The sequence below is a fragment of the Blastococcus saxobsidens genome (genome assembly GCF_002938435.1).
GTDB classification, from domain to species: domain Bacteria; phylum Actinomycetota; class Actinomycetes; order Mycobacteriales; family Geodermatophilaceae; genus Blastococcus; species Blastococcus saxobsidens.
In genome coordinates, this window is sequence record NZ_POQT01000002.1 from 125,814 (window position 1) to 147,895 (window position 22,082).

The window sequence follows — 22,082 nt, forward strand, 5'->3', positions numbered from 1 at the left end:
GGCGGGGGCGGGACGGGTGAAAGGGTATCCGCATGTCGTCGGTCGAGTTGGACCTCCGCCGTCTCACCCCGGGGGAGGCCCCTCGCCCGGCCCAGCTGGAGCCGGTCGCCGCGGCGGACTCCGTGGTCGTCCGGGGCCCGGTCCCGGGGTTGGCCGCGGCGCTGGCCGCCCTGCTCAAGGCCGGGCGGACGGCGGAGGTGCCGGTGGCCTGGGAACCGGGCGCGGACAAGGCGTCCGCCGCCCTGGCACGCGATCTGGGCGTCGGCACGGGGCAGCCGCGGGAGTTGAGCCTCGTGCGGGACGACCACGGCGGCGTCCTGCTGCACCACGGCCGCATCGAGGCCGCCGGCGACGGCCGCCGCTCGCTGTCCCGGCGGATCGGGTTGCAGGCCTACCACGACGACATCCGCGTCGCCGACGGCGAGGTCACCCGCATCGACGTCCGCCCGGACTGGACCGCCGTGGACACCCTCGGTGTCACGGTCATGACCCTGCCGCTGCGGCCCACCCGGCACACCAGCGGGCGGGCGGTGCAGGTCGCCTCCGACCCGGCGCGGATCGTCCGCGACGGCGTCCCGTACCCGCGGCCGGTCAGCCGCTGGACCTGGTACGCCGACGACCGCGTGCGGTGGCGGCTGCAGCCCTGAGCGAGGCGATCCTGCGGCCGGCCAGGGACGTCGTGGACACTGAGGGGCATCCGCTCGCCGAGGAGGCCCCGCTGCCGACGTCCCGCCGCCCCACCGGGGCGCCCCGCCGGTGATGAGCGACCGCCTGCCCGCCTTCGGGACCGTCCGCGCAGCCGGGTCCTCCGACCGCCGCTTCCTGACGCGGGCGCTGGCCCGCCCGAGCCTTCCCGCCGCGGTCGGGCTCGTGGTGGTCGTCGCCTTCTTCAGCCTGCAGGCGCCCGCGCTGCGCACCGTCGGCGGACTGGCCACCGTGCTGGACGTCGCCGCGAGCCTGGGCATCGGCGCGGTCGCGGTGGCCCTGCTCCTCATCGCCGGGCAGTTCGACCTCTCGGTCGGCGTGATGGCCCTGGCCAGCTCGTTGCTCTCCGCGCTGCTCATCGGCCCGGGCGGCTGGCCGGTGTGGCCCGCGCTGACCGCGTCGTTGCTCGCGGCACTGCTGGTCGGCGTCGTCAACGGCGTCCTGGTGGTCAACACCGGCCTGCCGAGCTTCCTGGTCACCGTCGCGACGTTCCTGGTGCTGCAGGGCACTGCGCTCGCCGGCTTCGAGGCGTTCGCCGGCTCGACGCAGGTGCGGGGACTGGACTCCGCGCAGGGCTGGTCGTCGGCCGCCGCGGTGTTCGGCTCGTTCGCCGAGATCGGCGCGGGCCGCTTCCACGTCGCGCTGCTGTGGTGGCTGGGCGCCACCGCGCTGGCCACCTGGGCGCTGTGGCGCACCCGGTTCGGCAACGCCGTGTTCGCCGCCGGCGGGGCACGGCAGGCCGCCCGCGAGCTGGGGGTCCCGGTGCGCCGCACGACCGTGGCGCTGTTCTGCCTCACCGCCACGGCCGGCTGGCTCATCGGCACGCTCGGCCTGTTCCGGCTGGAGAGCGTCCAGCTCAGCAACGCAGGCCTGGGCACCGGCCTGGACTTCGTGATCGTCGCGGTCATCGGCGGCTGCCTGCTCACCGGGGGCTACGGCTCCGCCGTGGGCGCCGCCGTGGGCGCGCTGCTGTACGCCGTCGCGCGGCAGGGGATCACGCTGGCCGGGTGGGACCCCCGGTGGTTCCAGGTCTTCCTGGGTGCGGTGCTGCTGGTGGCCCTGCTGACCAACGGCGTCGTCCGCCGCCGGCTCAAGGCCAGGCCGCGGTCGTGAGCGGCGTGCCGGCCTCCGAGGACGCCACCCCGACGGCTGCGGCCCACCCGGTCCTGGAGCTGCGCGGGATCACGGTGCGCCACGGGAACGTGCCGGCGCTCAACCGGGTCAGCGCCGCCCTGCCGGGGGGCCGGATCACCTGCGTGCTGGGCGAGAACGGGTCGGGCAAGTCGACGCTGGTCTCGGTGCTCTCGGGCCTGCAGCGGTACGACGAGGGCGAGCTGCGGGTGGACGGCGTCCCGGTGCGGTTCCGGTCGGCCCGGCAGGCCCGCGACCTGGGCATCGCCACCGTCTGGCAGGACCTCGCCGTCGCGCCGCTGCTGTCGGTGTGGCGGAACTTCTTCCTCGGCGTGGAACCCACGCGCGGGGTGTGGCCGCTGCGCCGGCTCGACATCGCAGGGGCCCGGCAGACGACGGTGCGCGCCCTGGCGCGGGTCGGGATCTCCGGGCTGGACCCGGACCAGCCGGCCAGCTCCCTGCAGGCCGGTGAGCGGCAGAGCCTCGCCGTCGCCCGCGCGCTGCACTTCGGGGCCCGGGCGCTGGTCATCGACGAGCCGGTCACGCCGATGACGGTCGCCCGCCAGACGCTGTTCGGGCAGGCGGTGCTGGCCGCACGGGCACAGGGGCTGGCGGTCGTCGTCGTCACCAACAACCCGCGCTACGCCCACCTCATCGGCGACCGCTTCCTCCTCCTCGCACACGGCCAGGTGGCCGGCAGCCTGACCCGGGACGACGTCGACGCCGACGACCTCACCGCGCTCATGGCGGGCGGCGAGCAGCTGACCACGCTCACCGACGCACTCACCGAGCTCCACCCGGAGCTGGGGGACCGCTGAGCCCCGGGTGCCGCCGCAACGGGGACCCGGGGCGCGGTCAGGCGAAGACGCTCACCCCGCCCGGGCCGACGAGCAGCCCGACCACGATGAGCACGATCCCCCACAGCAGCTGGCCGCGGACGATCGCGACGATCCCTGCGATCACCAGGACCACGGCCAGGATCCACAACAAGGTCACCATGAGTACGTCCCCTTCAGCGGGGCGCCCGACCGGCGCCGTGCACGCTGTGTGATGACCGTCACGTCATGATCTCAAACCATGATCGCGCACGTCGGCGAAAGGGCTGGTGAGGCACGAACGGGCGGCCCGCCGGAGCGGACCGCCCGTTACCGATGGTGAACGTCAGGGAGCGAGCGTCGGGTCGCAGTCGCGCAGCAGCTGGATGCAGCGCTCGTGCTCGCCGGTCTCCCCGATGGCCTCGGCGGCCGCCGCGAGCACCGTGACGCAGCGGAGGAACCCGCGGTTGGGCTCGTGCGACCACGGCACCGGGCCGTAGCCCTTCCACCCGTTGCGGCGCAGCGCGTCCAGCCCGCGGTGGTACCCGGTGCGGGCGTAGGCGTAGGCCTGGATCGTGTCGCCGAGCGCGCGCTCGGTGCGGTGCAGCGCCTCCTCGGCGAGCCCCGCCCAGACCGCGCTCACCGTCGGGTGGTGCGCCGCGACCTCGGCCAGCGTGGCACCCTCGGCGAGCTCGGCGTCGGCCTCGGGGGTGGCCGGCAGGAGGGTGGGCGGCGGCTCGCCGAGGAGGTTGTGGTGGGAGTGCGACATGGTCAGCCGCCCGTCGACTGACCGGCCGACAGCAGGTCCTCGCACGCCTGGACGATGCGGGCGGCCATGCCCGTCTCGGCGGCCTTGAGGTAGCTGCGCGGGTCGTAGGTCTTCTTGTTGCCGACCTCGCCGTCGATCTTCAGCACGCCGTCGTAGTTGCTGAACATGTGGCCGGCGATGGGCCGGGTGAAGGCGTACTGGGTGTCGGTGTCGACGTTCATCTTCACCACGCCGTAGGACAGCGCCTCGCGGATCTCCTCGGGCGCCGAGCCGGAGCCCCCGTGGAAGACCAGGTTGAACGGCTTGGCCCCCTCGCCGAGACCGAACTCCTCGGCAACCAGCGCCTGACCGCGCTGCAGCACGTCGGGCCGGAGCTTGACGTTGCCGGGCTTGTAGACGCCGTGCACGTTGCCGAAGGTGGCGGCCAGCAGGTATACCCCGCGCTCGCCCAGACCCAGCTGCTGCGCGGTGCGCAGGAAGTCGCCGTCGGCGGTGTACAGCTTCTCGTTGATCTCGGCGACGACGCCGTCCTCCTCGCCGCCGACGATGCCTATCTCCAGCTCGAGGACGATCTTGGCCGCCGCCGACTTCTCCATCAGCTCCTCGGCGATGTCGAGGTTCTCGCCGAGCTCGATGGCCGAGCCGTCCCACATGTGCGACTGGAACAGCGGCTCCTGGCCGGCGTCGACGCGGTCCTTCGACAGCGCGATCAGCGGGCGGACGTACCCGTCCAGCTTGTCCTTGGGGCAGTGGTCGGTGTGCAGCGCGACGTTGACCGGGTACTTCTCGGCGACGACGTGCGCGAACTCGGCCAGCGCGACCGCGCCGGTGACCATGTCCTTGACCCGGGTGCCCGAGCCGAACTCCGCACCCCCGGTCGAGAACTGGATGATCCCGTCGCTGCCGGCGTCGGCGAAGCCGCGCAAGGCCGCGTTGATCGTCTCCGAGGAGGTGCAGTTGATCGCCGGGTAGGCGAAGCCGCCCTCCTTGGCCCGGCGGATCATGTCGGCGTAGACCTCAGGGGTCGCGATGGGCATGCGGGCACTCCTCGCATCGGTTGCGGCTGTACGGCGCTGTACGGCTGACGTCGGTGATCAGTATCCCGCCGGGCCGTGACGCCGCGACACCACCTGCCGCGGCGCACCCCGTCCGGGCGACAGCCGCCCCTCCCCCGGCTGCTCACTCGCGTCGTCCCCGACGCGCAGGCCGAGCGCGGTCACCAGCACCACCGCCTGCGCGAGGTCGATCCGGGCGCCGGAGAGCCGGGCCTCCCGGGGATCGAGCGCGGACAGGTCGCTGCCGCGCAGGTCCGCGCCGGTGAGGTCGGCCTCGTGGAGTTCCGCTCCGGAGAGGTCGACGTCGCGCAGGGCTGCCCCGGCGGCGTGCACCCTGGTGAGATCCGCCTCGCGCAGCCGCACGCCCGTGAAGGTCGCCCGGCGGAGATCGGCGCCGGGGAGGGTGGCGAACGACCAGTCCCCGCCGGTGACGGTCAGCTGGTCGAAGGAGCACCGGTCGAACACCGCGCCCACGAGCTTGCAGTCGGCGAGGGTGGCGGCGAAGAACGAGCAGCCGGTGAAGGTGCAGTTCACGAAAGCGGCGTCGGTGAATCCGGCGAGGTTGAACCGGCAGTCGTGGAACGTGCAGTCGGTGAAGACGACGCCGGCGCCGGTCGCCTCCGTGAGGTCGACGCCGCTGAGGGCCACGCCCGTGTGGTCCTGGCCGGAGAGGTCCGCGCCGTACCAGTCGGCGCCGCGGAGGTCGGTCGCGGTGGCCGGGAGCGCGCGCGGGGTCACGCGTCAGCCCTGCTCGATGCGGCTGACCACCCGCGCCGCCACCACCACCGGGTCGTAGGTCGGCGAGAACGGCGGCGCGTAGGAGAGGTCGGAGCCGGCGAGGTCCTCGGCGGTCATGCCCGCCCAGATGGCGGCGGCGAGCACGTCGATCCGCTTGCCCGACCCGGGGCCGCCGACGATCTGGGCGCCGAGCAGCCGCCCCGACCCGGCCTCGCTGAGGAGTTTGATCGCGACCTCCTCCGCGCCGGGGTAGTAGCCGGCTCTCGTCGTCGCCTCGATGGTGTCGGTGCAGTAGTCGAATCCCGCCTGCTCGGCCTCGGTGGTGCACAGCCCGGTACGGCCGATCTCCAGCTCCCCCACCTTGGTCAGCGCGGTCCCCAGCACCCCGGCGAAGCGCGCCGCCCGCCCGCCGACGACCGAGCCGGCCACCCGGCCCTGCTTGTTCGCATGGGTGCCCAGCGCGACGTGGGTGACCTCGCCGGTGACCCGGTGGAACGTCTGCGAGCAGTCGCCGGCGGCGTAGACCTCGGGGTGCGACCGGGTGCGCTGGGTGCGGTCGACGTCGATGGCCCCGGTGGTGCCGAGGCCGATGCCGGCCCGCTCGGCCAGCGCCACCTCCGGCCCCATGCCCAGCCCGAGGACGATCAGGTCGGCGTCGTAGCTGCCGGCATCGGTGCGCACCCCGCGCGCCCGGCCGGACTCGTCCACCAGGACCTCGCGGACCGCCTGGTCGGGGTGCATCTCCATGCCCATGGCGCCCATGCCGGCGCAGACCCGCGCGGCCATGTCCGCGTCGAGCAGCTGCATCGGCAGCGGGTCGGCGAGGACGACGGTGACCTCGAGCCCGCGCCGCTGCAGCGCCTCCGCCATCTCCAGCCCGATGTAGCCGCCACCGAGGACCAGGGCGCGGCGGGGGCCGGCGTCCAGGGCGGCCCGGATGGCGGCGCCGTCGTCGAGCCGGTGCACGCCGAACACCCCCGGGGCGTCCAGTCCCGGGATCGGCGGGCGGCTAGGACGGCCCCCGGTGGCCACGAGCAGGCGGTCGTAGCCGAGCCGCTCGCCGGTGTCCGTGACGACCTTCCCGGCGCCTGCGTCGATCTCGACCGCGCGGGTGCGGGTGTGCACGGTGATGTCCCGGGCGGCGAACTGCGCCGGCGTCCGGGCGATGAGCGCGTCCCGTTCCTCCACCTGCCCGCCGACCCAGTACGGGATGCCGCACGCCGAGTAGGAGACGACGTCACCCTGCTCCAGCACGACGATCTCCAGGTCGTCGGCCGCCCTGAGCCGCCGGGCCTGGGCGGCCGCGGACATCCCCGCGGCGTCCCCTCCGATGACGAGGAACCGTTCCCTGCTCATGGCGCCGGCGGCGCAGTCCGCGGTCCGGCGCGGAACACCGTGCCGGGGTTGAGCAGCCCGGCGGGGTCGAGCGCGGCCTTGATCGAGCGGTGCACGTCCAGTGCGACCGGCCCGATCTCCCGCTCCAGCCAGTCGACCTTGAGCACCCCCACGCCGTGCTCGCCGGTGGTCGTGCCGCCCGGGGCCAACCCCAGCTCCAGGATGTCGTCGAACGCGCCGAACGCGCGCGTGCGCTGGTCGTCGTCGGCCGGGTCGAACACGACCGTGGGGTGCATGTTGCCGTCGCCGGCGTGGCCGACGACGCCCACCACGAGCCCGCGGTCCTCCGCGATGCGGTCGCAGCCGTCGAGGAACTGCCCGATGCGCGAGCGCGGCACCGCGACGACGTCGTCGGTGCGGCGCGGGAACACCACGGCCGCGGGCGTGCCGGCCGGCGCGAGCATCGCCTGGTCGCGGTCGTAGGAGGCGGTGACGTCGACGTCGGTGAGGACGCCGTCGGCACCCACCGCGTCGGTCAGCTCGGCCACCCACGTCGCCGTCGTCGTGGTCACCGTCACACCGTACGGCCTCCCGGGCGGATGATCAGGTGACCTGGTCGTCCGCGGTCCTGGCTCACCACCGGTCCTGAGCCAGGACCCTCGATGACCAGGTCACCTGATCATCGAGCAGTTCACTCGAGGCCGAGGTCGGCGAGGGTGAAGGCGGCGCGGTACTCGAGGCCCGACTCCTCGACCGCCGCGCGGCCGCCGCGGTCGACGATCACCGCGACACCGATCACCTCGGCGCCGGCCTCCTGGAGGGCCTGCGCCGCGGTGAGCGGGCTGCCGCCGGTGGTGGAGACGTCCTCGACCACCAGGACGGCGCGGCCGTCGACGTCCGGGCCCTCGATCCGGCGCTGCAGGCCGTGGGCCTTGCCGGCCTTGCGCACCACGCAGGCGTCGAGGAACCCCTCGCCGGCGGCTGCCGCGTGCAGCATCGCGGCGGCCACCGGATCGGCCCCCAGGGTGAGGCCGCCGACGACGTCGTAGCGCAGATCGCCGGTCAGCTGGCGCATCACCCGGCCGACCAGCGGGGCGCCCTCGTGGTGCAGCGTCAGGCGGCGCATGTCGATGTACCAGTCCGCCTCGCGCCCCGAGGACAGCGTCACCTTCCCGTGCACCACGGCCAGGTCGAGGATCAGCTGGAGGAGCCGGTCGCGGTCGGGCAGGGCAGGCGAAGCCGTCATGGCCGGAACCCTAGACACGACCCTGGACACGCCGCAGGGCCCCCGCCGGACGGGTGTCCGACGGGGGCCCTGCGGCCGCCCCCTCCCGCGTGCAGGAGGGGCGGGGATCACATACCGGCAGGCTTGAGGACCTGGTCGATGATGTAGACGGTGGCGTTGGCGGTCTGGACGTTGCCGCAGATCACCGAGGCCTCCATGCCGACGACGGTGCCGTCCATGGCGATGGTGAACTCCTCACCGGAGCCCTCGATCGTCACCTCGTCGTTGTTCAGCGTGGTGTGCGTGCCGGCCAGCTCGTCGGGGGCCAGGCGACCCGGGATGACGTGGTGGGTCAGCACGGTGGTCAGCGCCGGGGTGTCGGCCAGCAGACCCTGCAGCGCGTCGGCCGGGACCGCCTCGAACGCCGGGTTGGCCGGGGCCAGAACGGTGATGTCCTCGGTGCTGTTGAGGGTGTCACCCAGGTCGGCGGCGGTCACGGCCTGCACCAGGGTGGACAGCAGCGGGTTGTTGCTGGCGGCGGTGGCGACCGGGTCGTCGGCCATGCCGTCGACGCTGCCTTCGCCCTCGGTGGGCACCTGAGAGCAGGCCGGGCCGAAGGGCCCGTCCGCCACCGGCGCCGCGGTGGACTCCTCGGCCGTGGAGCTGCTGCCGCTGCTCGGGCTCGAGGAGGCGGCGCTGTCGGACGGCTCGTCCGCACCACAGGCGCTGAGCGTGATGGCGAGGCTCGAGGCAGCGGTGATCAGCAGGCTGCGGCTCAGGGTGCGCTTCATGGGATGGTGCTCCTCTTCTAGGTCCGTGCGACGGCGGTGTCGCGTTCGGGGTGGCGCTCCGGCCGCGGGAGCGGCCGGTTGGTTCGTCGCCGGCGGTGGCCGGGACGGGTCTCGGGTGTCCGGCAGGCGGCCGGACGAGTGATCAGCGGCTGATCACCTGGATCGAGTGCCAGCCGCTGGCGCCGTCGGGCTTCGGTCTGGCCCGCTCCTCGGTCTGGGTCTCGCCGTCGGCGCTGGTGGCCCGGACGGTCACCTCGTGCCGGCCGGGAGCGAAGTCGTAGGGCAGCACCCACTGACGCCACAGGTCGGCGTCGACCTGGGGCGAGAGGTCGGCCTCGGTCCAGTCCTGGTCGTCGACCCGCACCTCGACGCGCGAGATGCCGCGGGTCTGCGCCCACGCGACGCCGGCGATGGGCCGCCGGCCGGCCGGGAAGGCCCGCAGCGGCGCAGGGGTGTCGATCCGGGAGAACACCTTGATCGGCGCCTGGGCGGCCCAGTCGCGCTCCACCCAATACGGGTCGAAGGCGGCGAACGTCGTCGCCTCGATGCGGGTGAGCCACTTGCAGGCCGAGACGTAGCCGTAGAGGCCGGGGATCAGCATGCGGACCGGGAAGCCGTGCTCGACCGGCAGCGGCTCCCCGTTCATCCCGAAGGCCAGCATCGCGTCGTCGACCTCGAGGGCGGAGCGCGTGGGGGCACCGATGGTCATGCCGTCGGAGGAGGTGCACACCAGCTGGTCGCTGCCGTCGCGGACACCGTTCTCGCGGAGGAAGGCGCCCAGGGGCACACCCAGCCAGCGCGCCGTGCCCGCGAGCCGGCCGCCGACCTCGTTGGAGACGCAGGTGAGCGTGACGTCGCGCTCGATCAGGTCGTCGCGGCCGAACAGGTCGTCGAGCGTGTAGGACCGGGGCGAGTCGAACATGCCGGTCAGCGTCAGCCGGTAGTCCGACGGGCTGATCTGGGGCACCGTGATCGCGGTGTCGACGCGGTAGAACTCGCGGTTGGGCGTGAACAGCGGGGTGAGCCCGTCCACGTCGGCTGCGAGGTCGGCACCGGCCGGCAGGGCCGGCGCCGGGGACGCCGGACGCGGCAGGACCAGGTCGCTGCGCTCACCGGCGACGTCGAAGCGCTGCTGCAGGAGGCGGCCTCCCCCACCGGCGACGGCGGCCACGCCGACGGCGACCCCGCTGCTGAGGAAGAAGCGCCGCCGGTCCATGCCGGCGCCCTTGCGGTCCCCGGCGCCGAGCGCGTCGCGCAGCCGGCCGGCGAGGCCGTCGCGGTCCACCGCGACGGGCGCGGCGTCCGCGTCGCGGGCTGTCGCAGGACCGCTGGTGGCCCCGGCGGGAGCTGGGAGCTGCAGCGGTGCGAGCAGCGCGAGCAGCGCGAACGCACCGGCGACGGCGCCGACGAGCGAGGGCAGGCCGTCCAGGACGCCACCGGCCGGGCGGGTGAGGGCGGCGACGACGCCGACCAGACCGAACAGCGCGATGCCGACGACGCCCAGCCGCCGGTTGCGCAGCCCGACCAGCCCGATGACGAGCGCGTACAGGGCGATGACGACCAGCGTGCCGAGGATCAGCACGATCTTGTCGTTCTCGCCGAAGGTGCGGATGGCGAAGCTCTTGACCGGTTCCGGGGTGAGGGTGATCGCGGCGTCGCCGACGGCCACGACCGGGGAGGATGCCGGTCCCACGAGCGCCGCGACCAGCTCGGCGATCCCGAGCGCGACCGCCGCGGCCAGCAGGCCCGCCAGCGCGGCGAGCAGCCGGCGGCCGCCGCGGCTCGCGGTGCTGCGCCCGTCCCCGGAGGGGGTCGGTCGCGCCTGCTCGGTCATGGTCACGACTGGCATTCGCGCCCTGGGCGGCATCCGGATTCACCCGGGCGCATTTTCTTCCACCGGGCTCCGCGGCCCGCCTGCCCGGCGGCGCCCCGGTCTGCCAGGCTGGGCGGGTGCCGGCCTCCTCCGCTCCCCGTCCCGTGGGCCCCGGGGCGCTGCCCCAGTCGCCCCCGTCGGTCCGGGTCGCCATCGCCCTGCTGTCGACGCTCGCCGTCCTGCTGCTGCTCTACGTGACGGTCACCTGGCTGGGGCGCGACGGGCTGATCGAGGCGCTCACCGACTCGGGGCTCACCCGGGACGAGGCCGAGCGATTCCTGGTCATCAACACCTCCGCCCCGCTGGTCATGGGCCTGCTCTTCGGGGTGTCGGCCTGGGGCGTGGCGAAGCGGCACTCGTGGGGGCGCTGGGTCGGGGTGGTCGCCGCCGTCGTCCTGGCCGGGCTGGTGAGCACCACGATGCTGACCGCCGGCGGGATCACCGTCGTGTCGTTGCTGCTGTTCGTGCTCGCCGTGGCGACGGCCGCCAGCCTGCTGTCCCGGACGACGCGGGAGTGGCTGGCGGCCGGCTGAGCCCGGACCTCAGCCCTGACCGGTGGCGTACTGCCACTTGCGGTAGCGGTACCAGTCGTTGGAGGGCTTGAGCGCCAGCAGCACGACCCCGGCCAGGGTAAGCAGCACCTGGAACCAGGTCAGTGCCGTCACGAACGGCAGCGGTCCGCTGGAGACGGCGTTGAGCGGCGCGCTGAGCAGCACCAGCCCGCCGAGCACCCAGAGCACGATCCGGGCCCAGTTCCGGCCGCGCCAGGCGAACCAGACGAACAACGCCTCGAGCAGCAGCATGAGCACGCCGAAGGCGATGCCGAACTGCAGGGTGAGCTCGGCGAACTGCTCCACCTCTGCCTGGGTGACGCCGATGCCGCCCTCGGTGGTGGCCTCGGCCAGCGTCCAGTCGAGCATCTCCTCCCAGTTGAGGAGCGTCACGACGGCGCCCACGGCACTGAGGACCAGCGAAGCCAGGAACGCGCCCACCCCGGCGCGGACGGTCACCGGGCGCTCCATCGGCTTCGGGGCCTCGGCTCCCCAGCCGGGCGCGCCCGAGGGCGCGCTGGGGAACGCGTAGGGGTTCTGGCCGTGGGGCTGCTGGCCGTAGGGGTTCTGGCCGTGGGGCTGCTGGCCGTAGGGGTTCTGCGCGGGCGGCTGCTGCCCGGGGGGCGCCCAGCCGTACGGCGGCTGCCCCGGCTGCTGGGGACCGGGCTGCTGCTGGCCGGGCTGCTGACCCTGCGGAGCCGGGGGCCAGGCCGGCGGCTGACCGCCCGGCTGCCCGCCGTGCGGCTGCCCCTGCTGCTGCCCGTGCTGGTCGTCCTGACCCGCCGTCATCCCGCCTCCGCTCATCGGTCCGTCGCCGCGATCATGGCGGACCGGACCGACGCGAGCGAGCAGGGCGCGCAACGCCACCTCATCGGGCGGCGCGCCCTGCCGGTCCGTCGCGCGCCGGCAGGGCGCGCCTCCGGCTCACGCCCGGGTGACGGTGAGGCCGTCGGCGTCCCCGCCCGGCCAGTCGACGAGCACCTCGTCGCCGTCGCGGATCTCGCCGGCCAGCAGCGCCCGGGCCAGCTGGTCGCCGATGGCCGACTGCACCAGCCGGCGCAGTGGCCGGGCGCCGTAAACGGGGTCGAACCCGTTGAGCGCCAGCCACTCGCGCGCGGCGTCGGTCACCGTCAGGGTGAGCCGCCGGGCCGCCAGGCGACGGGCGAGGACGCCGACCTGGATGTCCACGATCCCCGCCAGCTCGTCGGTGCCCAGCGCGCGGAACACCACGACGTCGTCCAGCCGGTTGAGGAACTCCGGCTTGAAGTGCGACCGCACGACCTCCAGGACGGCGTCCCGGCGCCGGTCCTCCGGCACCGACTGGTCGGCGATGATCTGCGAGCCCAGGTTCGACGTCAGGATCAGGATGGTGTTGCGGAAGTCCACCGTCCGGCCCTGCCCGTCGGTGAGCCGGCCGTCGTCGAGCACCTGCAGGAGCACGTCGAAGACGTCGGGGTGGGCCTTCTCCACCTCGTCGAGCAGGACGACGGTGTAGGGACGGCGGCGCACCGCCTCGGTGAGCTGACCGCCGGCCTCGTAGCCGACGTAGCCGGGCGGGGCGCCGACGAGCCGGGCCACCGAGTGCTTCTCGGAGTACTCGCTCATGTCGACGCGGACCATCGCCCGCTCGTCGTCGAACAGGAACTCCGCCAGCGCCTTGGCCAGCTCGGTCTTGCCGACGCCGGTCGGACCGAGGAAGAGGAAGGAGCCGGTGGGCCGGTCCGGGTCGGCCACGCCGGAGCGGGCACGGCGCACCGCGTCGGAGACGGTCCGGACGGCGTCGGGCTGACCGACGACCCGTCCGGCGAGACCGTCCTCCATGCGCAGCAGCTTCTGGGTCTCCCCCTCGAGCAGCCGGCCGGCCGGGATGCCGGTCCAGGCCTGCACGACCTCGGCGATGTCGTCCGGGCCGACCTCCTCCTTGAGCATCGACTCACCGGTCTGCACCGACTGCTCCGCCGAGGCCAGGGCCTTCTCCAGCTCGGGCAGCCGGCCGTAGCGGAGCTCCGCGGCCCGGGCGAGCTCGCCATCGCGCTCGGCCCGCTCGGCGTCCAGCCGGGCCCGTTCCAGCTCCTCCTTGATCTGCTGGATGCGGACGATCGCGCTCTTGTCCTGCTGCCAGCGCGCGGTGAGCTCGTCGAGCTGCTGGCGGCGGTCGGCCAGATCGGCCCGCAGCGCCGCCAGCCGCTCGACCGACGACGGGTCGTCCTCCTTGGACAGCGCCATCTCCTCGATCTCCAGCCGGCGCACGGCCCGCTCCACCTCGTCGACCTCGACCGGGCGGCTGTCGATCTCCATGCGCAGCCGGCTCGCCGCCTCGTCGACCAGGTCGATCGCCTTGTCCGGCAGGAAGCGGGACGTGACGTACCGGTCCGACAGCGTCGCAGCCGCCACGATCGCGGTGTCGGTGATCCGGACACCGTGGTGGACCTCGTAGCGCTCCTTGAGCCCGCGCAGGATGCCGATGGTGTCCTCCACCGAGGGCTCGCCGACCAGCACCTGCTGGAAACGCCGCTCCAGGGCCGGGTCCTTCTCGATGTGCTCGCGGTACTCGTCCAGCGTCGTGGCGCCGACCATGCGCAGCTCACCCCGCGCGAGCATCGGCTTGATCATGTTGCCGGCGTCCATGGCGGAGTCGCCGGTGGCACCGGCGCCGACGATCGTGTGCAGCTCGTCGATGAAGGTGATGACCTGGCCCTCGGCCTCGGTGATCTCCTGCAGCACCGCCTTGAGCCGCTCCTCGAACTCGCCGCGGTACTTGGCCCCGGCCACCATGGCGGACAGGTCGAGCGCCATCAGGCGCTTGCCCTTGAGGCTCTCCGGCACGTCGCCGGCGACGATCCGCTGGGCCAGGCCCTCGACGATCGCCGTCTTGCCGACGCCGGGCTCGCCGATCAGCACCGGGTTGTTCTTCGTCCGGCGGGACAGCACCTGCACGACGCGCCGGATCTCGGTGTCCCGGCCGATGACCGGGTCGATCCTCCCCTCGCGGGCACGCTCGGTGAGGTCGACGGCGTACTTCTCCAGCGCCTGGAAAGTGCTCTCCGGGTCCGCGGTGGTGACCTTGCGGTTGCCGCGGACGGTCCGGAAGGCCGCCACGAGGGCGTCGGAGGTGGCGCCGGAGCCGCTGAGCACCGCACCGGCCTCGCCCTCGGAGCCGGCCAGGCCGACGAGCAGGTGCTCGGTGGAGACGTACTCGTCCCCGAGTGCGCTCGCCTGCTCCCCCGCGGCGTTGATCACGCGGAGGAACTCGCGCGAGGGGGAGGGTGCCGACACGGTGGCACCGCTGACGCTGGGCATCCGGCGCAGGGCCGCGTCGGCCTTGCTGCGGACGTCGACCGGGTCGGCCCCGACCGCGGTCAGCAGCGGGCCGGCGATGCCGTCGGTCTGCTCCAGCAGGGCGACGAGCAGGTGCAGCGGCTCCAGTGCCGCCTGACCCCGGCCGACGGCGAGGCGCTGGGCGCCGGCGATGGCCTCCTGCGAACGGGTCGTGAGCTTGTTCTCCATGCTCGGACGCACGTCCTTTCGTCTGTTCCGGTGCGCCGTCCGGCCGTGGTCGGCGCGGTTCGGACGGTCCAACGACGGTCGGGTTGAGTCTGTTCCGCTCAACCCTGCCGGCCCCGCCCGGATCCGCCCAGGGGCGCACCACCCTGCCGCATCCGACCCCACCGGGCGAGAAAGAGGCCCACCTGTCCCGGCGTGGGGCGCAACTCCCCCTAGACTGCGGGTATGACCGCACTGCCGGCGCCGAGCGTGGCGCTCGACGACCAGCTGTGCTTCGCCCTGTACGCCGCCTCCCGCGCCGTGACGGCGCGATACCGGCCGATGCTCGACGCCATCGGGCTCACCTACCCGCAGTACCTGGTCATGCTGCTGCTCTGGGAGTCCGACAACCAGACCGTCGGGCAGCTCGGCAACCGGCTGGCGCTCGACAGCGGCACGCTGTCCCCGCTGCTCAAGCGGCTGACGGCGGCCGGCCTGGTCACGCGTCACCGGCGGGTCGAGGACGAGCGCTCGGTCTCCATCGCCCTCACCGACGCCGGCCGCGCGCTCCAGCGGAAGGCGATCGCCGTCAACGAAGAGATGATCGGCGCCATCGGCTTCGACGCCCGGGAGTTCGACGACCTCAAGAGCCGGCTGCGACTGCTCACCGAGCGCGTGAACGGCACCGCGCAGGCCTGATCGGCGACATCCGCCGATCCGGACGGTAGTGCGCAACCCTTCCGGGTAGGAGCTGCCCACAGGCCCCGCCCGAACAGGGGGGCGGGCCACGGTCCGGAAGAGGCAACATGCCCACTCGCAGCGCCCGCACGGCTTGGAACGGCACCCTCCAGGAGGGTTCCGGACAGGTCGAGCTCTCCAGCTCCAAGGTCGGCACCTACGAGGTGTCCTTCCCCAAGCGCGCCGCCGACGAGGCCGGGGGCACGACCAGCCCCGAGGAACTGATCGCGGCGGCCCACTCGGCCTGCTTCGCGATGGCGCTGTCCAGCGAGATCGGCAAGGCCGGCGGCACCCCGCAGACGCTGGAGGTCTCCGCCGACGTCACGCTCGGCCAGCAGGACGGGGCACCGACGATCACGGGGATCAAGCTGACCGTCCGCGGCGAGGTCGAGGGCCTGGACGCCGACGGCTTCCAGGAGGCGGCCCAGAAGGCGAAGACCGGCTGCCCGGTGAGCAAGGCGCTGACCGGTACCGAGATCACCCTGGACGCGTCGCTGGAACAGTGACACCCGGCCGGTGACACGACGGTGCGGCCCGTCCCCAGGCGGGGACGGGCCGCAACCGGTCCAGAGGTGCCGGATCAGCGGACGCCGCCCCGCCGCCCGCCCCATCACGTCGCCGTCCCGGACGTCGTCACCCACGGCTCCCGGCGCACGTGTGCGCGGTCACGCCTGCTCGGGAACCCCGGCCTCCTTGCCCTCGGTCTCCCTGCGCTCGGTCTCACGGGCCTCGCCGAGCCGGTTGAGCCGGTCCAGCAACCCGGCCAGCGTCGCGACGTCGTCCGTCGGCCAGCCGGAGAGGTCGGACTCCCACCGGGCCCGCCGGGCGTCCCGGATCCGGTTCAGCCGGGCCGCGCCCTCGTGCGACGGCGTCAGCACCTGCGCCCGGCCGTCCTCGGGATCGGCCGCGCGGTCGACCAGCCCGAGCTCCACGAGGCTGGAGACCTGCCTGCTGACCGTGCTCTTGTCCAGGCCGAGCCGGACCACCAGGTCGCTGGCCCGCAACGGACCGGCGTCCTGGAGGAGGGCCAGCAGCCCGTACGCCGCCCCGTCGAGGTCGGGGTGCAGCTCGCGCGCCAGCCGGGTGGAGATGGCGCGGGAGCGACGCAGGAGCAGGCCGATCTCCCGCTCCAGGGCGACGTATGCCTCGTGCGCGTCCATCGGGGGAGCATTCACCGCCCGGCGCCCGGACGCCAGACCACGAGCGCGGAGCTCGGCCGCCGCTGCGGCACCAGGTCGGCGCGGTACGTGGCCGACACCGCGGCCTCCGCGGCGATCCGGCGGCTCTCGGAGTGCTGCAGTTCCTCGAGCAGCTCGTGCACCCGCGCCTGGAGCGCCGCCACCTGCGACTCCAGCTCGATGATCCGCTTGATCCCGGCCAGGTTGACGCCGTCCTCCTGGGAGAGGCGCTGGACCTCCCGCAGCAGCGCGACGTCCCGCGGGCTGTACCGGCGGCCCCCGCCGGCCGTGCGGCCGGGGCTGACCAGCCCGAGCCGGTCGTACTGGCGCAGCGTCTGCGCGTGCATGCCGGCCAGCTCGGCCGCCACCGAGATCACGAACACCGGGGCGTCCTCGGCGACGGCGCGGCCCGCGTCGGCGGCGGGACCCCCGGGGAACGCGGTCATGCCTCACCCCCGGGGCGCACCGCCGCGGTGATCTGCGGACGCGGGTCCTCGTCCATCTCCTCGGCCAGCGTCTCGATGACCTTGCGCTGAGCCGGCGTCAGCCGCACCGGTACGGCGATCTCGACGGTGACGAGGAGGTCACCGGCGCGCCCCTTGCCGGGTACACCCCGCCCGCGCACCCGCAGGGTGCGGCCGCTGGCGGTCCCGGCCGGGACCTTGAGCGACACCGTCCCGTCGAGCGTCGGCACGGTGAGCGTGGTGCCCAGCGCAGCCTCGGCGAAGGTGATGGGCACCGTCAGCGTCAGGTCGTCGCCCTTGCGCCCGAGCAGCGGGTGTTCGGCGACGTGGACGACGACGAACAGGTCGCCCGCCGGCCCGCCGCGCCGTCCGGGAGCCCCCTTGCCGGACAGCCGGATCCGTTGCCCGTCCTTCACCCCGGCGGGGATGCGGACGGTGATCGTGCGGGTCTGGCTGGTGATGCCGCTGCCCGAGCACGTCGGGCACGGGTCGTCCACGACCTGACCGCTGCCGCGGCAGTTGCGGCACGGCTCGGAGAACGCGAACGCCCCCTGGCTGCGGCTGGTGACCCCGGCGCCGGAGCACACCGGGCAGGTGTGCGGGCTGGTGCCGGGCCTCGCACCGCTGCCCGAGCACGTCGGGCAGCTGCCCGGGCTCTGCATGCGCAGCGGCACGGTCACGCCGAGGACGGCCTCCTCGAAGGAGAGCGTCGCCTCGGTCTCGACGTCCTGACCGCGCGCCGGTCCGGACGCCGCCTGGCTGCGGGCCCGCGCACCGCCGGCCGCGCCACCGAACAGCCCGCCGAGGATGTCGCCGAGCCCCCCGGCGCCCGGACCGGCACCTCCCGCACGGGCTCCCCCGGCTCCGCCGAACAGGTCGCCGAAGTCGAAGGTCTGCCCGCCGCCGGGGAACCCTCCCCCGCCCGGGAACCCGGCGCGGGCTCCCGCGCCGCCGGCCCCGAACAACCGCCGCGCCTCGTCGTACTCACCGCGCCGCCTGGGATCGGAGAGCACGTCGTAGGCCTCGGAGACCTCCTTGAAGCGGGCTTCCGCCTCGGCGTTGTTCGGGTTCTTGTCCGGGTGCAGGTCCCGGGCGAGCTGCCGGTAGGCCTTCTTGATGGCGGCCGCGTCGGCGTCCTGAGGGACGCCGAGCGCGCCGTAGTAGTCCTTCTCGATGAAGTCACGGGTGCTCATCGACCCACCTCCAGTGTGGAACCGGAAGCCTCCGGCAGGTTCATCCGGCCCTCTCGCGCTCAGTCGGTGGCCGGGGCGCCGGCCTCGTCGCCGGTCGCCGGTGCGGCCGCGGGATCGACTGCCGGCGGAACCGGGTTCTCCGGCTCGGTCACCGCGACCATCGCCGTCCGAAGCACGCGGTCACCGCGGCGGAAACCCTGCCGCAGCACCGTCGTGGCGGTCGGCACCTGCACCTCGGCCGACGTGTCGTGCATGACGGCCTCGTGCAGCGCCGGGTCGAACTCGTCGCCGGCCTTGCCGAACGCCTCCACCCCGAGGCCGTCGAGCAGCCCGAGGATGCGGTCGGCGACGACCTTGAAGGCGCCGGTGAGGTCGCCGTGGTCCCGGGCCCGCTCCACGTCGTCGACGATCGGGAACAGCTGGGCGGCGAACCGCTCGGCCGCCTGGTCCACGACCAGCGACCGGTCGCGGTCGACCCGCCTCCGGTAGTTGGCGTACTCGGCCGTGACCCGCTGCAGGTCCTCGGTGCGCTCGGCCAGCTGCTGGGTCAGGTCGCCGCCGTCCCCGGCCGCGGCCTGCGGCTGCTCGGCGACCGGCGTCTCGTGCTCGCTCATGTGCTCCCCTGGGAGATCGGTACCGGGCCGGACGCCGGCCGGCTGCTCGCCGGCCGGCGTCCGTACTGCACCAGTGGTGGGGTCGATCCGCCGCTTGTCACGGATGACGACCCGCGGCTGCTCGTCCCCGGGACTCATCGGCGGTCGGTGTCCTCGTCGACGATCTCGGCGTCGACGACGTCGTCGTCACCGCTCGTCTGGGCACCCGGCGCACCGTCGCCGGCCTCGGCACCCGGAGCACTCCCGGCGGCCTCGGCCTGCTGGGCGTAGAGCGCCCCGCCGACCTCCTGGGACACACGGGCGACCTTCTCCTGCGCGGCCTTGATGGCGGCGATGTCGGAGCCGCCCAGGGCGCTGCGCAGCTCGGTCAGCGCCTCGCCGAGCTCGTCCTTCTTCTCGGCCGGGATCTTGTCGCCGTTCTCCGCCAGGAACTTCTCGGTCTGGTACTGCAGCGACTCGGCCAGGTTGCGGGTCTCGGCCTCGTCGCGGCGCTTCTTGTCCTCCTCGGCGTGCGACTCGGCGTCCTTCATCATCCGCTCGATGTCGTCCTTGGGGAGGGCCGAGCCGCCGGTGATGGTCATCGACTGCTCCTTGCCCGTGCCCAGGTCCTTGGCCGACACGTGCACGATGCCGTTGGCGTCGATGTCGAAGGCCACCTCGATCTGCGGGACGCCGCGGGGCGCCGGGGGCAGACCGGTCAGCTCGAACATGCCGAGCTTCTTGTTGTAGGCGGCCATCTCGCGCTCGCCCTGGAAGACCTGGATCTGCACGGACGGCTGGTTGTCGTCGGCCGTCGTGAAGATCTCCGAGCGCTTGGTCGGGATCGTGGTGTTGCGCTCGATGAGCTTGGTCATGATCCCGCCCTTGGTCTCGATGCCCAGGGACAGCGGGGTGACGTCGAGGAGCAGGACGTCCTTGACCTCGCCGCGGAGGACACCGGCCTGCAGCGCGGCACCGATGGCCACGACCTCGTCCGGGTTGACGCCCTTGTTGGGCTCCTTGCCGCCGGTCAGCTCGCGCACCAGGTCGGAGACGGCCGGCATGCGGGTGGAGCCACCGACGAGGACGACGTGGTCGATCTGGCCCACGGAGATGCCGGCGTCGCGGATGGCCTGGTTGAACGGCGCGCGGGCGCGGTCGAGCAGGTCCTGGGTCATCCGCTGGAACTCGGCGCGGGTGATCGTGACGTCGAGGTGCAGCGGGCCCTCGGCGCCGGCGGTGATGTAGGGCAGGTTGATGTTCGTCGACTGCGCGCCGGACAGCTCGATCTTGGCCTTCTCGGCGGCCTCGCGGAGGCGCTGCATGGCCAGCTTGTCCTTGGACAGGTCGATGCCGTTGGAGGCGTTGAAGGTCTTGACCAGGTGGTCCATGACCTTCTCGTCCCAGTCGTCACCGCCGAGGTGGTTGTCACCGGCGGTGGCCTTGACCTCGATGACGCCGTCGCCGATCTCGAGCAGGGACACGTCGAACGTGCCACCGCCGAGGTCGAAGACGAGGATCGTCTGCTCGGTCTCGCCCTTGTCCAGGCCGTAGGCCAGCGCGGCCGCGGTGGGCTCGTTGACGATGCGCAGGACGTTGAGGCCCGCGATCTCACCGGCCTCCTTGGTGGCCTGGCGCTGCGCGTCCTCGAAGTAGGCGGGGACGGTGATGACGGCGTCGGTCACCGGCTCGCCGAGGTAGGTCTCGGCGTCGCGCTTGAGCTTCTGCAGGATGCGCGCGGAGATCTCCTGCGCGGTGTACTGCTTGCCGTCGATCGCGTCGGTCTTCCAGTCGGTGCCCATGTGGCGCTTGACCGACCGGATGGTGCGGTCGACGTTGGTGACCGCCTGGTTCTTCGCCGACTGGCCGACGAGGACCTCGCCGTTCTTGGCGAACGCGACGACCGACGGGGTGGTGCGCGACCCCTCGGAGTTCGCGATGACCGTCGGCTCACCGCCCTCCAGGACGGTGACGACGGAGTTCGTGGTGCCGAGGTCGATACCGACCGCTCGAGCCATGGAGATGGCCTCTCTTCCGTGTGCCATGGTGGTTCTGGTCCGTGTGGGGAGCCGGTGTCCGCCCTTGCGCGGGGGCCACTCAACTTTCCTGCCCACCCTAACGGCAGGGGTGCGCGCCGTGTTCCGGGCCCCGGACATTTCCCCACGGTCCCCCGAGACGTCGTCCCCGAAGCCGCCCGATCGTCGCGAGAGCCACCGCACGGCGCGGCTCCGGCGACCGCCGGGCGGCTCCCGGACCCGCTCGGTCCACAGCCGCCCGGCGGGAGGCGGCCCGTCTCCCGGGAGCGCCCCAGAATGTCGCGGTACACCCTGTCCTACGCGCCGTTGCCGAGCGCCGGTACGGCGTCTTCACCGCGACCGAGGCCCTCGCGGCCGGCTACGGGCACCCGGAGATCCGCCACCTGTGCAATTCGGGCCGATGGGTGCGGCTGCGCCAGGGCGTCTACATCGCCGCGGAGGACCTCCACCGCGCGGACGCCGGTGGTCGCCGGCACGACGTGGACTGCCTGGCCGTCCTCCTGTTCCTCGGTCGGCCGAGGACGACGGTCAGCCACGGCTCGGCCGCACGACTGTGGGACCTGCCCATCCCATCCGGCCCGACCAGCCCGCACCGGTTGACCGATCCCGACCGCTGGCGGCGCGGCAAGGACTTCCTCATGTCCCGTGCCCCCCTGGCGGTCGGCGACGTCTGGAAGGCGGGCCCGGTTCGTGTCACCTCCGCAGTGCGCACCCTGGTCGACTGCGCCCGCGGGAGTGGCCGCTGGAGGACGCCGTCGTGGCGATGGACGCCGCCTTGCTGGCGGGGCGGCTGACGGCGGACGAGCTGACCGCCGCCGCGGCCGCGGTCCAGCGCTGGCCCGGGGCGCCGCGGGCCGTCCGCGCCGCCGGCCTCGCGGACGGTCGGGCGGAGTCCCCGCTCGAGACCCGGGGGCGTCTGCGCATGGTCGGGTCCGGGTTCGCGCCGACCGACCTGCAGGTGGAGATCCGGGCCGGCGGGCGGCTGGTCGCCGTCGTGGACGCCTGGTTCGACGACTCGGCCGTCGCGGTGGAGTTCGACGGGCGGGTGAAGTACAGCCAGCCGTGGCGGGACCGCACGCCCGAGCGGGTGCTCTGGGAGGAGAAGCGGCGCGAGGACGAACTGCGCTCCCTCGACATCCGTGTGGTCCGGGTCGCCGACGCGGACCTGGGGGCGCGCTGGCCGGCTCTCGAGCGCCGACTGGACGGCCTGCTGGCCACGCCCGGCCCGTCCCGGCCGCGGTTCACCGCGACGCGGCGAGCAGCCGGCGTCCAGCGCACGGGCTGACCGGAGCCATCGCATCGCCGCGAGAGCCGGCGCCGGCGCCGGCTTCGGCGACGACCGGGTGGCTCTCGTGCCGGATGTCGACGGCGGAAGGGCGACTCGGGTTACCCGGCAGTAGCACCAGGCC

The 22,082-nt window shown here is 73.7% G+C and carries 24 protein-coding genes and 1 pseudogene; 9 read left to right on the plus strand and 16 right to left on the minus strand.

All coding sequences use genetic code 11. The annotated features are described in order from the left end of the window. The first annotated feature begins 32 nt into the window (after positions 1-32). The 3 genes from C5507_RS01910 to C5507_RS01920 all read left to right on the plus strand — a co-directional run bounded on the left by C5507_RS01910 (position 33) and on the right by C5507_RS01920 (position 2,654). Positions 33-647 carry a hypothetical protein gene (locus tag C5507_RS01910; RefSeq protein WP_104526846.1) on the plus strand — a complete coding sequence of 205 codons (615 nt, stop codon included), beginning with the start codon at positions 33-35 and terminating at the stop codon, positions 645-647. A 112-nt stretch (positions 648-759) separates the two neighbouring features. Continuing rightward, a complete protein-coding gene (locus tag C5507_RS01915; RefSeq protein ID WP_104526847.1) occupies positions 760-1,818 on the plus strand; it encodes an ABC transporter permease in 1,059 nt (352 codons plus the stop codon). Further along, positions 1,815-2,654, plus strand: a complete 840-nt coding sequence (locus C5507_RS01920; RefSeq protein WP_242611202.1) for an ATP-binding cassette domain-containing protein — start codon at positions 1,815-1,817, stop codon at positions 2,652-2,654. The genes C5507_RS01915 and C5507_RS01920 overlap by 4 nt, the downstream gene beginning before the upstream one ends. A gap of 37 nt (positions 2,655-2,691) precedes the next feature. Here the strand turns inward: C5507_RS01920 and C5507_RS22595 are convergent, their stop codons facing one another. The 9 genes from C5507_RS22595 to C5507_RS01960 form a co-directional block, all read right to left on the minus strand. Further along, positions 2,692-2,835: a GPGG-motif small membrane protein gene (locus tag C5507_RS22595; RefSeq protein ID WP_165400468.1), complete on the minus strand. Its 144-nt coding sequence runs from the start codon at positions 2,833-2,835 to the stop codon at positions 2,692-2,694. Positions 2,836-2,997: 162 nt separating this feature from the next. Continuing rightward, positions 2,998-3,465 (minus strand): DUF3151 domain-containing protein, encoded by a 468-nt coding sequence (locus C5507_RS01925; protein ID WP_242611203.1) that lies wholly within the window; start codon positions 3,463-3,465, stop codon positions 2,998-3,000. After that, on the minus strand, positions 3,423-4,457 hold the full coding sequence (fbaA, locus tag C5507_RS01930) for a class II fructose-bisphosphate aldolase (RefSeq protein ID WP_104526849.1): 1,035 nt from the start codon (positions 4,455-4,457) through the stop codon (positions 3,423-3,425). The genes C5507_RS01925 and fbaA overlap by 43 nt, the downstream gene beginning before the upstream one ends. Positions 4,458-4,514: 57 nt before the next feature. Next, a complete protein-coding gene (locus C5507_RS01935; RefSeq protein WP_104526850.1) occupies positions 4,515-5,213 on the minus strand; it encodes a pentapeptide repeat-containing protein in 699 nt (232 codons plus the stop codon). Positions 5,214-5,216: 3 nt separating this feature from the next. Continuing rightward, positions 5,217-6,569 (minus strand): FAD-dependent oxidoreductase, encoded by a 1,353-nt coding sequence (locus C5507_RS01940; RefSeq protein ID WP_104526851.1) that lies wholly within the window; start codon positions 6,567-6,569, stop codon positions 5,217-5,219. Beyond that, positions 6,566-7,120 carry an FAD-linked oxidase C-terminal domain-containing protein gene (locus C5507_RS01945; protein ID WP_242611204.1) on the minus strand — a complete coding sequence of 185 codons (555 nt, stop codon included), beginning with the start codon at positions 7,118-7,120 and terminating at the stop codon, positions 6,566-6,568. Before C5507_RS01945 ends, C5507_RS01940 begins: the two co-directional genes overlap by 4 nt. 119 nt (positions 7,121-7,239) lie before the next feature. After that, positions 7,240-7,794, minus strand: a complete 555-nt coding sequence (gene pyrE, locus C5507_RS01950) for an orotate phosphoribosyltransferase (protein ID WP_207225857.1) — start codon at positions 7,792-7,794, stop codon at positions 7,240-7,242. A gap of 107 nt (positions 7,795-7,901) precedes the next feature. Then, positions 7,902-8,564 (minus strand): fasciclin domain-containing protein, encoded by a 663-nt coding sequence (locus C5507_RS01955; RefSeq protein ID WP_104526852.1) that lies wholly within the window; start codon positions 8,562-8,564, stop codon positions 7,902-7,904. Positions 8,565-8,706: 142 nt separating this feature from the next. Continuing rightward, positions 8,707-10,398, minus strand: a complete 1,692-nt coding sequence (locus tag C5507_RS01960) for a molybdopterin-dependent oxidoreductase (protein ID WP_104526936.1) — start codon at positions 10,396-10,398, stop codon at positions 8,707-8,709. Positions 10,399-10,514: 116 nt separating this feature from the next. Between C5507_RS01960 and C5507_RS01965 the strand changes: the two genes are divergently transcribed. Further along, positions 10,515-10,970 (plus strand): hypothetical protein, encoded by a 456-nt coding sequence (locus tag C5507_RS01965; protein WP_130504275.1) that lies wholly within the window; start codon positions 10,515-10,517, stop codon positions 10,968-10,970. A gap of 9 nt (positions 10,971-10,979) precedes the next feature. Here C5507_RS01965 and C5507_RS01970 read toward each other — a convergent pair whose 3' ends face one another. Both C5507_RS01970 and clpB read right to left on the minus strand, forming a co-directional pair. Continuing rightward, a complete protein-coding gene (locus tag C5507_RS01970; protein WP_104526854.1) occupies positions 10,980-11,777 on the minus strand; it encodes a hypothetical protein in 798 nt (265 codons plus the stop codon). Between the two features lie 135 nt (positions 11,778-11,912). Beyond that, positions 11,913-14,495: an ATP-dependent chaperone ClpB gene (gene clpB / locus C5507_RS01975; RefSeq protein WP_104526855.1), complete on the minus strand. Its 2,583-nt coding sequence runs from the start codon at positions 14,493-14,495 to the stop codon at positions 11,913-11,915. 222 nt (positions 14,496-14,717) lie between these two features. On the opposite strand from clpB, the gene C5507_RS01980 reads away from it, so the two are divergent. Continuing rightward, positions 14,718-15,170: a MarR family winged helix-turn-helix transcriptional regulator gene (locus C5507_RS01980; RefSeq protein ID WP_104526856.1), complete on the plus strand. Its 453-nt coding sequence runs from the start codon at positions 14,718-14,720 to the stop codon at positions 15,168-15,170. Positions 15,171-15,277: 107 nt separating this feature from the next. Beyond that, positions 15,278-15,715: an OsmC family protein gene (locus C5507_RS01985; RefSeq protein WP_104526857.1), complete on the plus strand. Its 438-nt coding sequence runs from the start codon at positions 15,278-15,280 to the stop codon at positions 15,713-15,715. A 159-nt stretch (positions 15,716-15,874) separates the two neighbouring features. Here the strand turns inward: C5507_RS01985 and C5507_RS01990 are convergent, their stop codons facing one another. The 5 genes from C5507_RS01990 to dnaK are packed head-to-tail and all read right to left on the minus strand — an operon-like array spanning position 15,875 to position 20,655. Then, complete coding sequence (locus C5507_RS01990; RefSeq protein WP_104526858.1) at positions 15,875-16,369, minus strand: MarR family winged helix-turn-helix transcriptional regulator; 495 nt, start codon at positions 16,367-16,369, stop codon at positions 15,875-15,877. Positions 16,370-16,380: 11 nt separating this feature from the next. Then, positions 16,381-16,833, minus strand: coding sequence for a heat shock protein transcriptional repressor HspR (locus tag C5507_RS01995; RefSeq protein ID WP_104526859.1), 453 nt, complete (start codon positions 16,831-16,833; stop codon positions 16,381-16,383). Continuing rightward, on the minus strand, positions 16,830-18,044 hold the full coding sequence (gene dnaJ, locus C5507_RS02000; protein WP_104526860.1) for a molecular chaperone DnaJ: 1,215 nt from the start codon (positions 18,042-18,044) through the stop codon (positions 16,830-16,832). Before dnaJ ends, C5507_RS01995 begins: the two co-directional genes overlap by 4 nt. Positions 18,045-18,103: 59 nt before the next feature. Further along, positions 18,104-18,796: a nucleotide exchange factor GrpE gene (grpE, locus tag C5507_RS02005; protein WP_104526861.1), complete on the minus strand. Its 693-nt coding sequence runs from the start codon at positions 18,794-18,796 to the stop codon at positions 18,104-18,106. Next, the gene (dnaK, locus tag C5507_RS02010; protein WP_104526862.1) at positions 18,793-20,655 is read right to left on the minus strand and encodes a molecular chaperone DnaK; all 1,863 of its coding nucleotides are present in this window, start codon (positions 20,653-20,655) and stop codon (positions 18,793-18,795) included. The genes grpE and dnaK overlap by 4 nt, the downstream gene beginning before the upstream one ends. Positions 20,656-20,834: 179 nt before the next feature. Between dnaK and C5507_RS22985 the strand changes: the two are divergent. The 3 genes and pseudogenes from C5507_RS22985 to C5507_RS22995 form a co-directional block, all read left to right on the plus strand. Beyond that, positions 20,835-21,044 (plus strand): annotated as a pseudogene (locus tag C5507_RS22985) (hypothetical protein); the annotation flags it as partial. Positions 21,045-21,077: 33 nt separating this feature from the next. Further along, entirely contained in the window at positions 21,078-21,467 is a 390-nt protein-coding gene (locus C5507_RS22990) for a hypothetical protein (protein WP_242611205.1), read from the plus strand. Further along, on the plus strand, positions 21,431-21,958 hold the full coding sequence (locus tag C5507_RS22995) for a hypothetical protein (protein ID WP_242611206.1): 528 nt from the start codon (positions 21,431-21,433) through the stop codon (positions 21,956-21,958). Before C5507_RS22990 ends, C5507_RS22995 begins: the two co-directional genes overlap by 37 nt. The last annotated feature ends 124 nt before the right edge of the window (positions 21,959-22,082 follow it).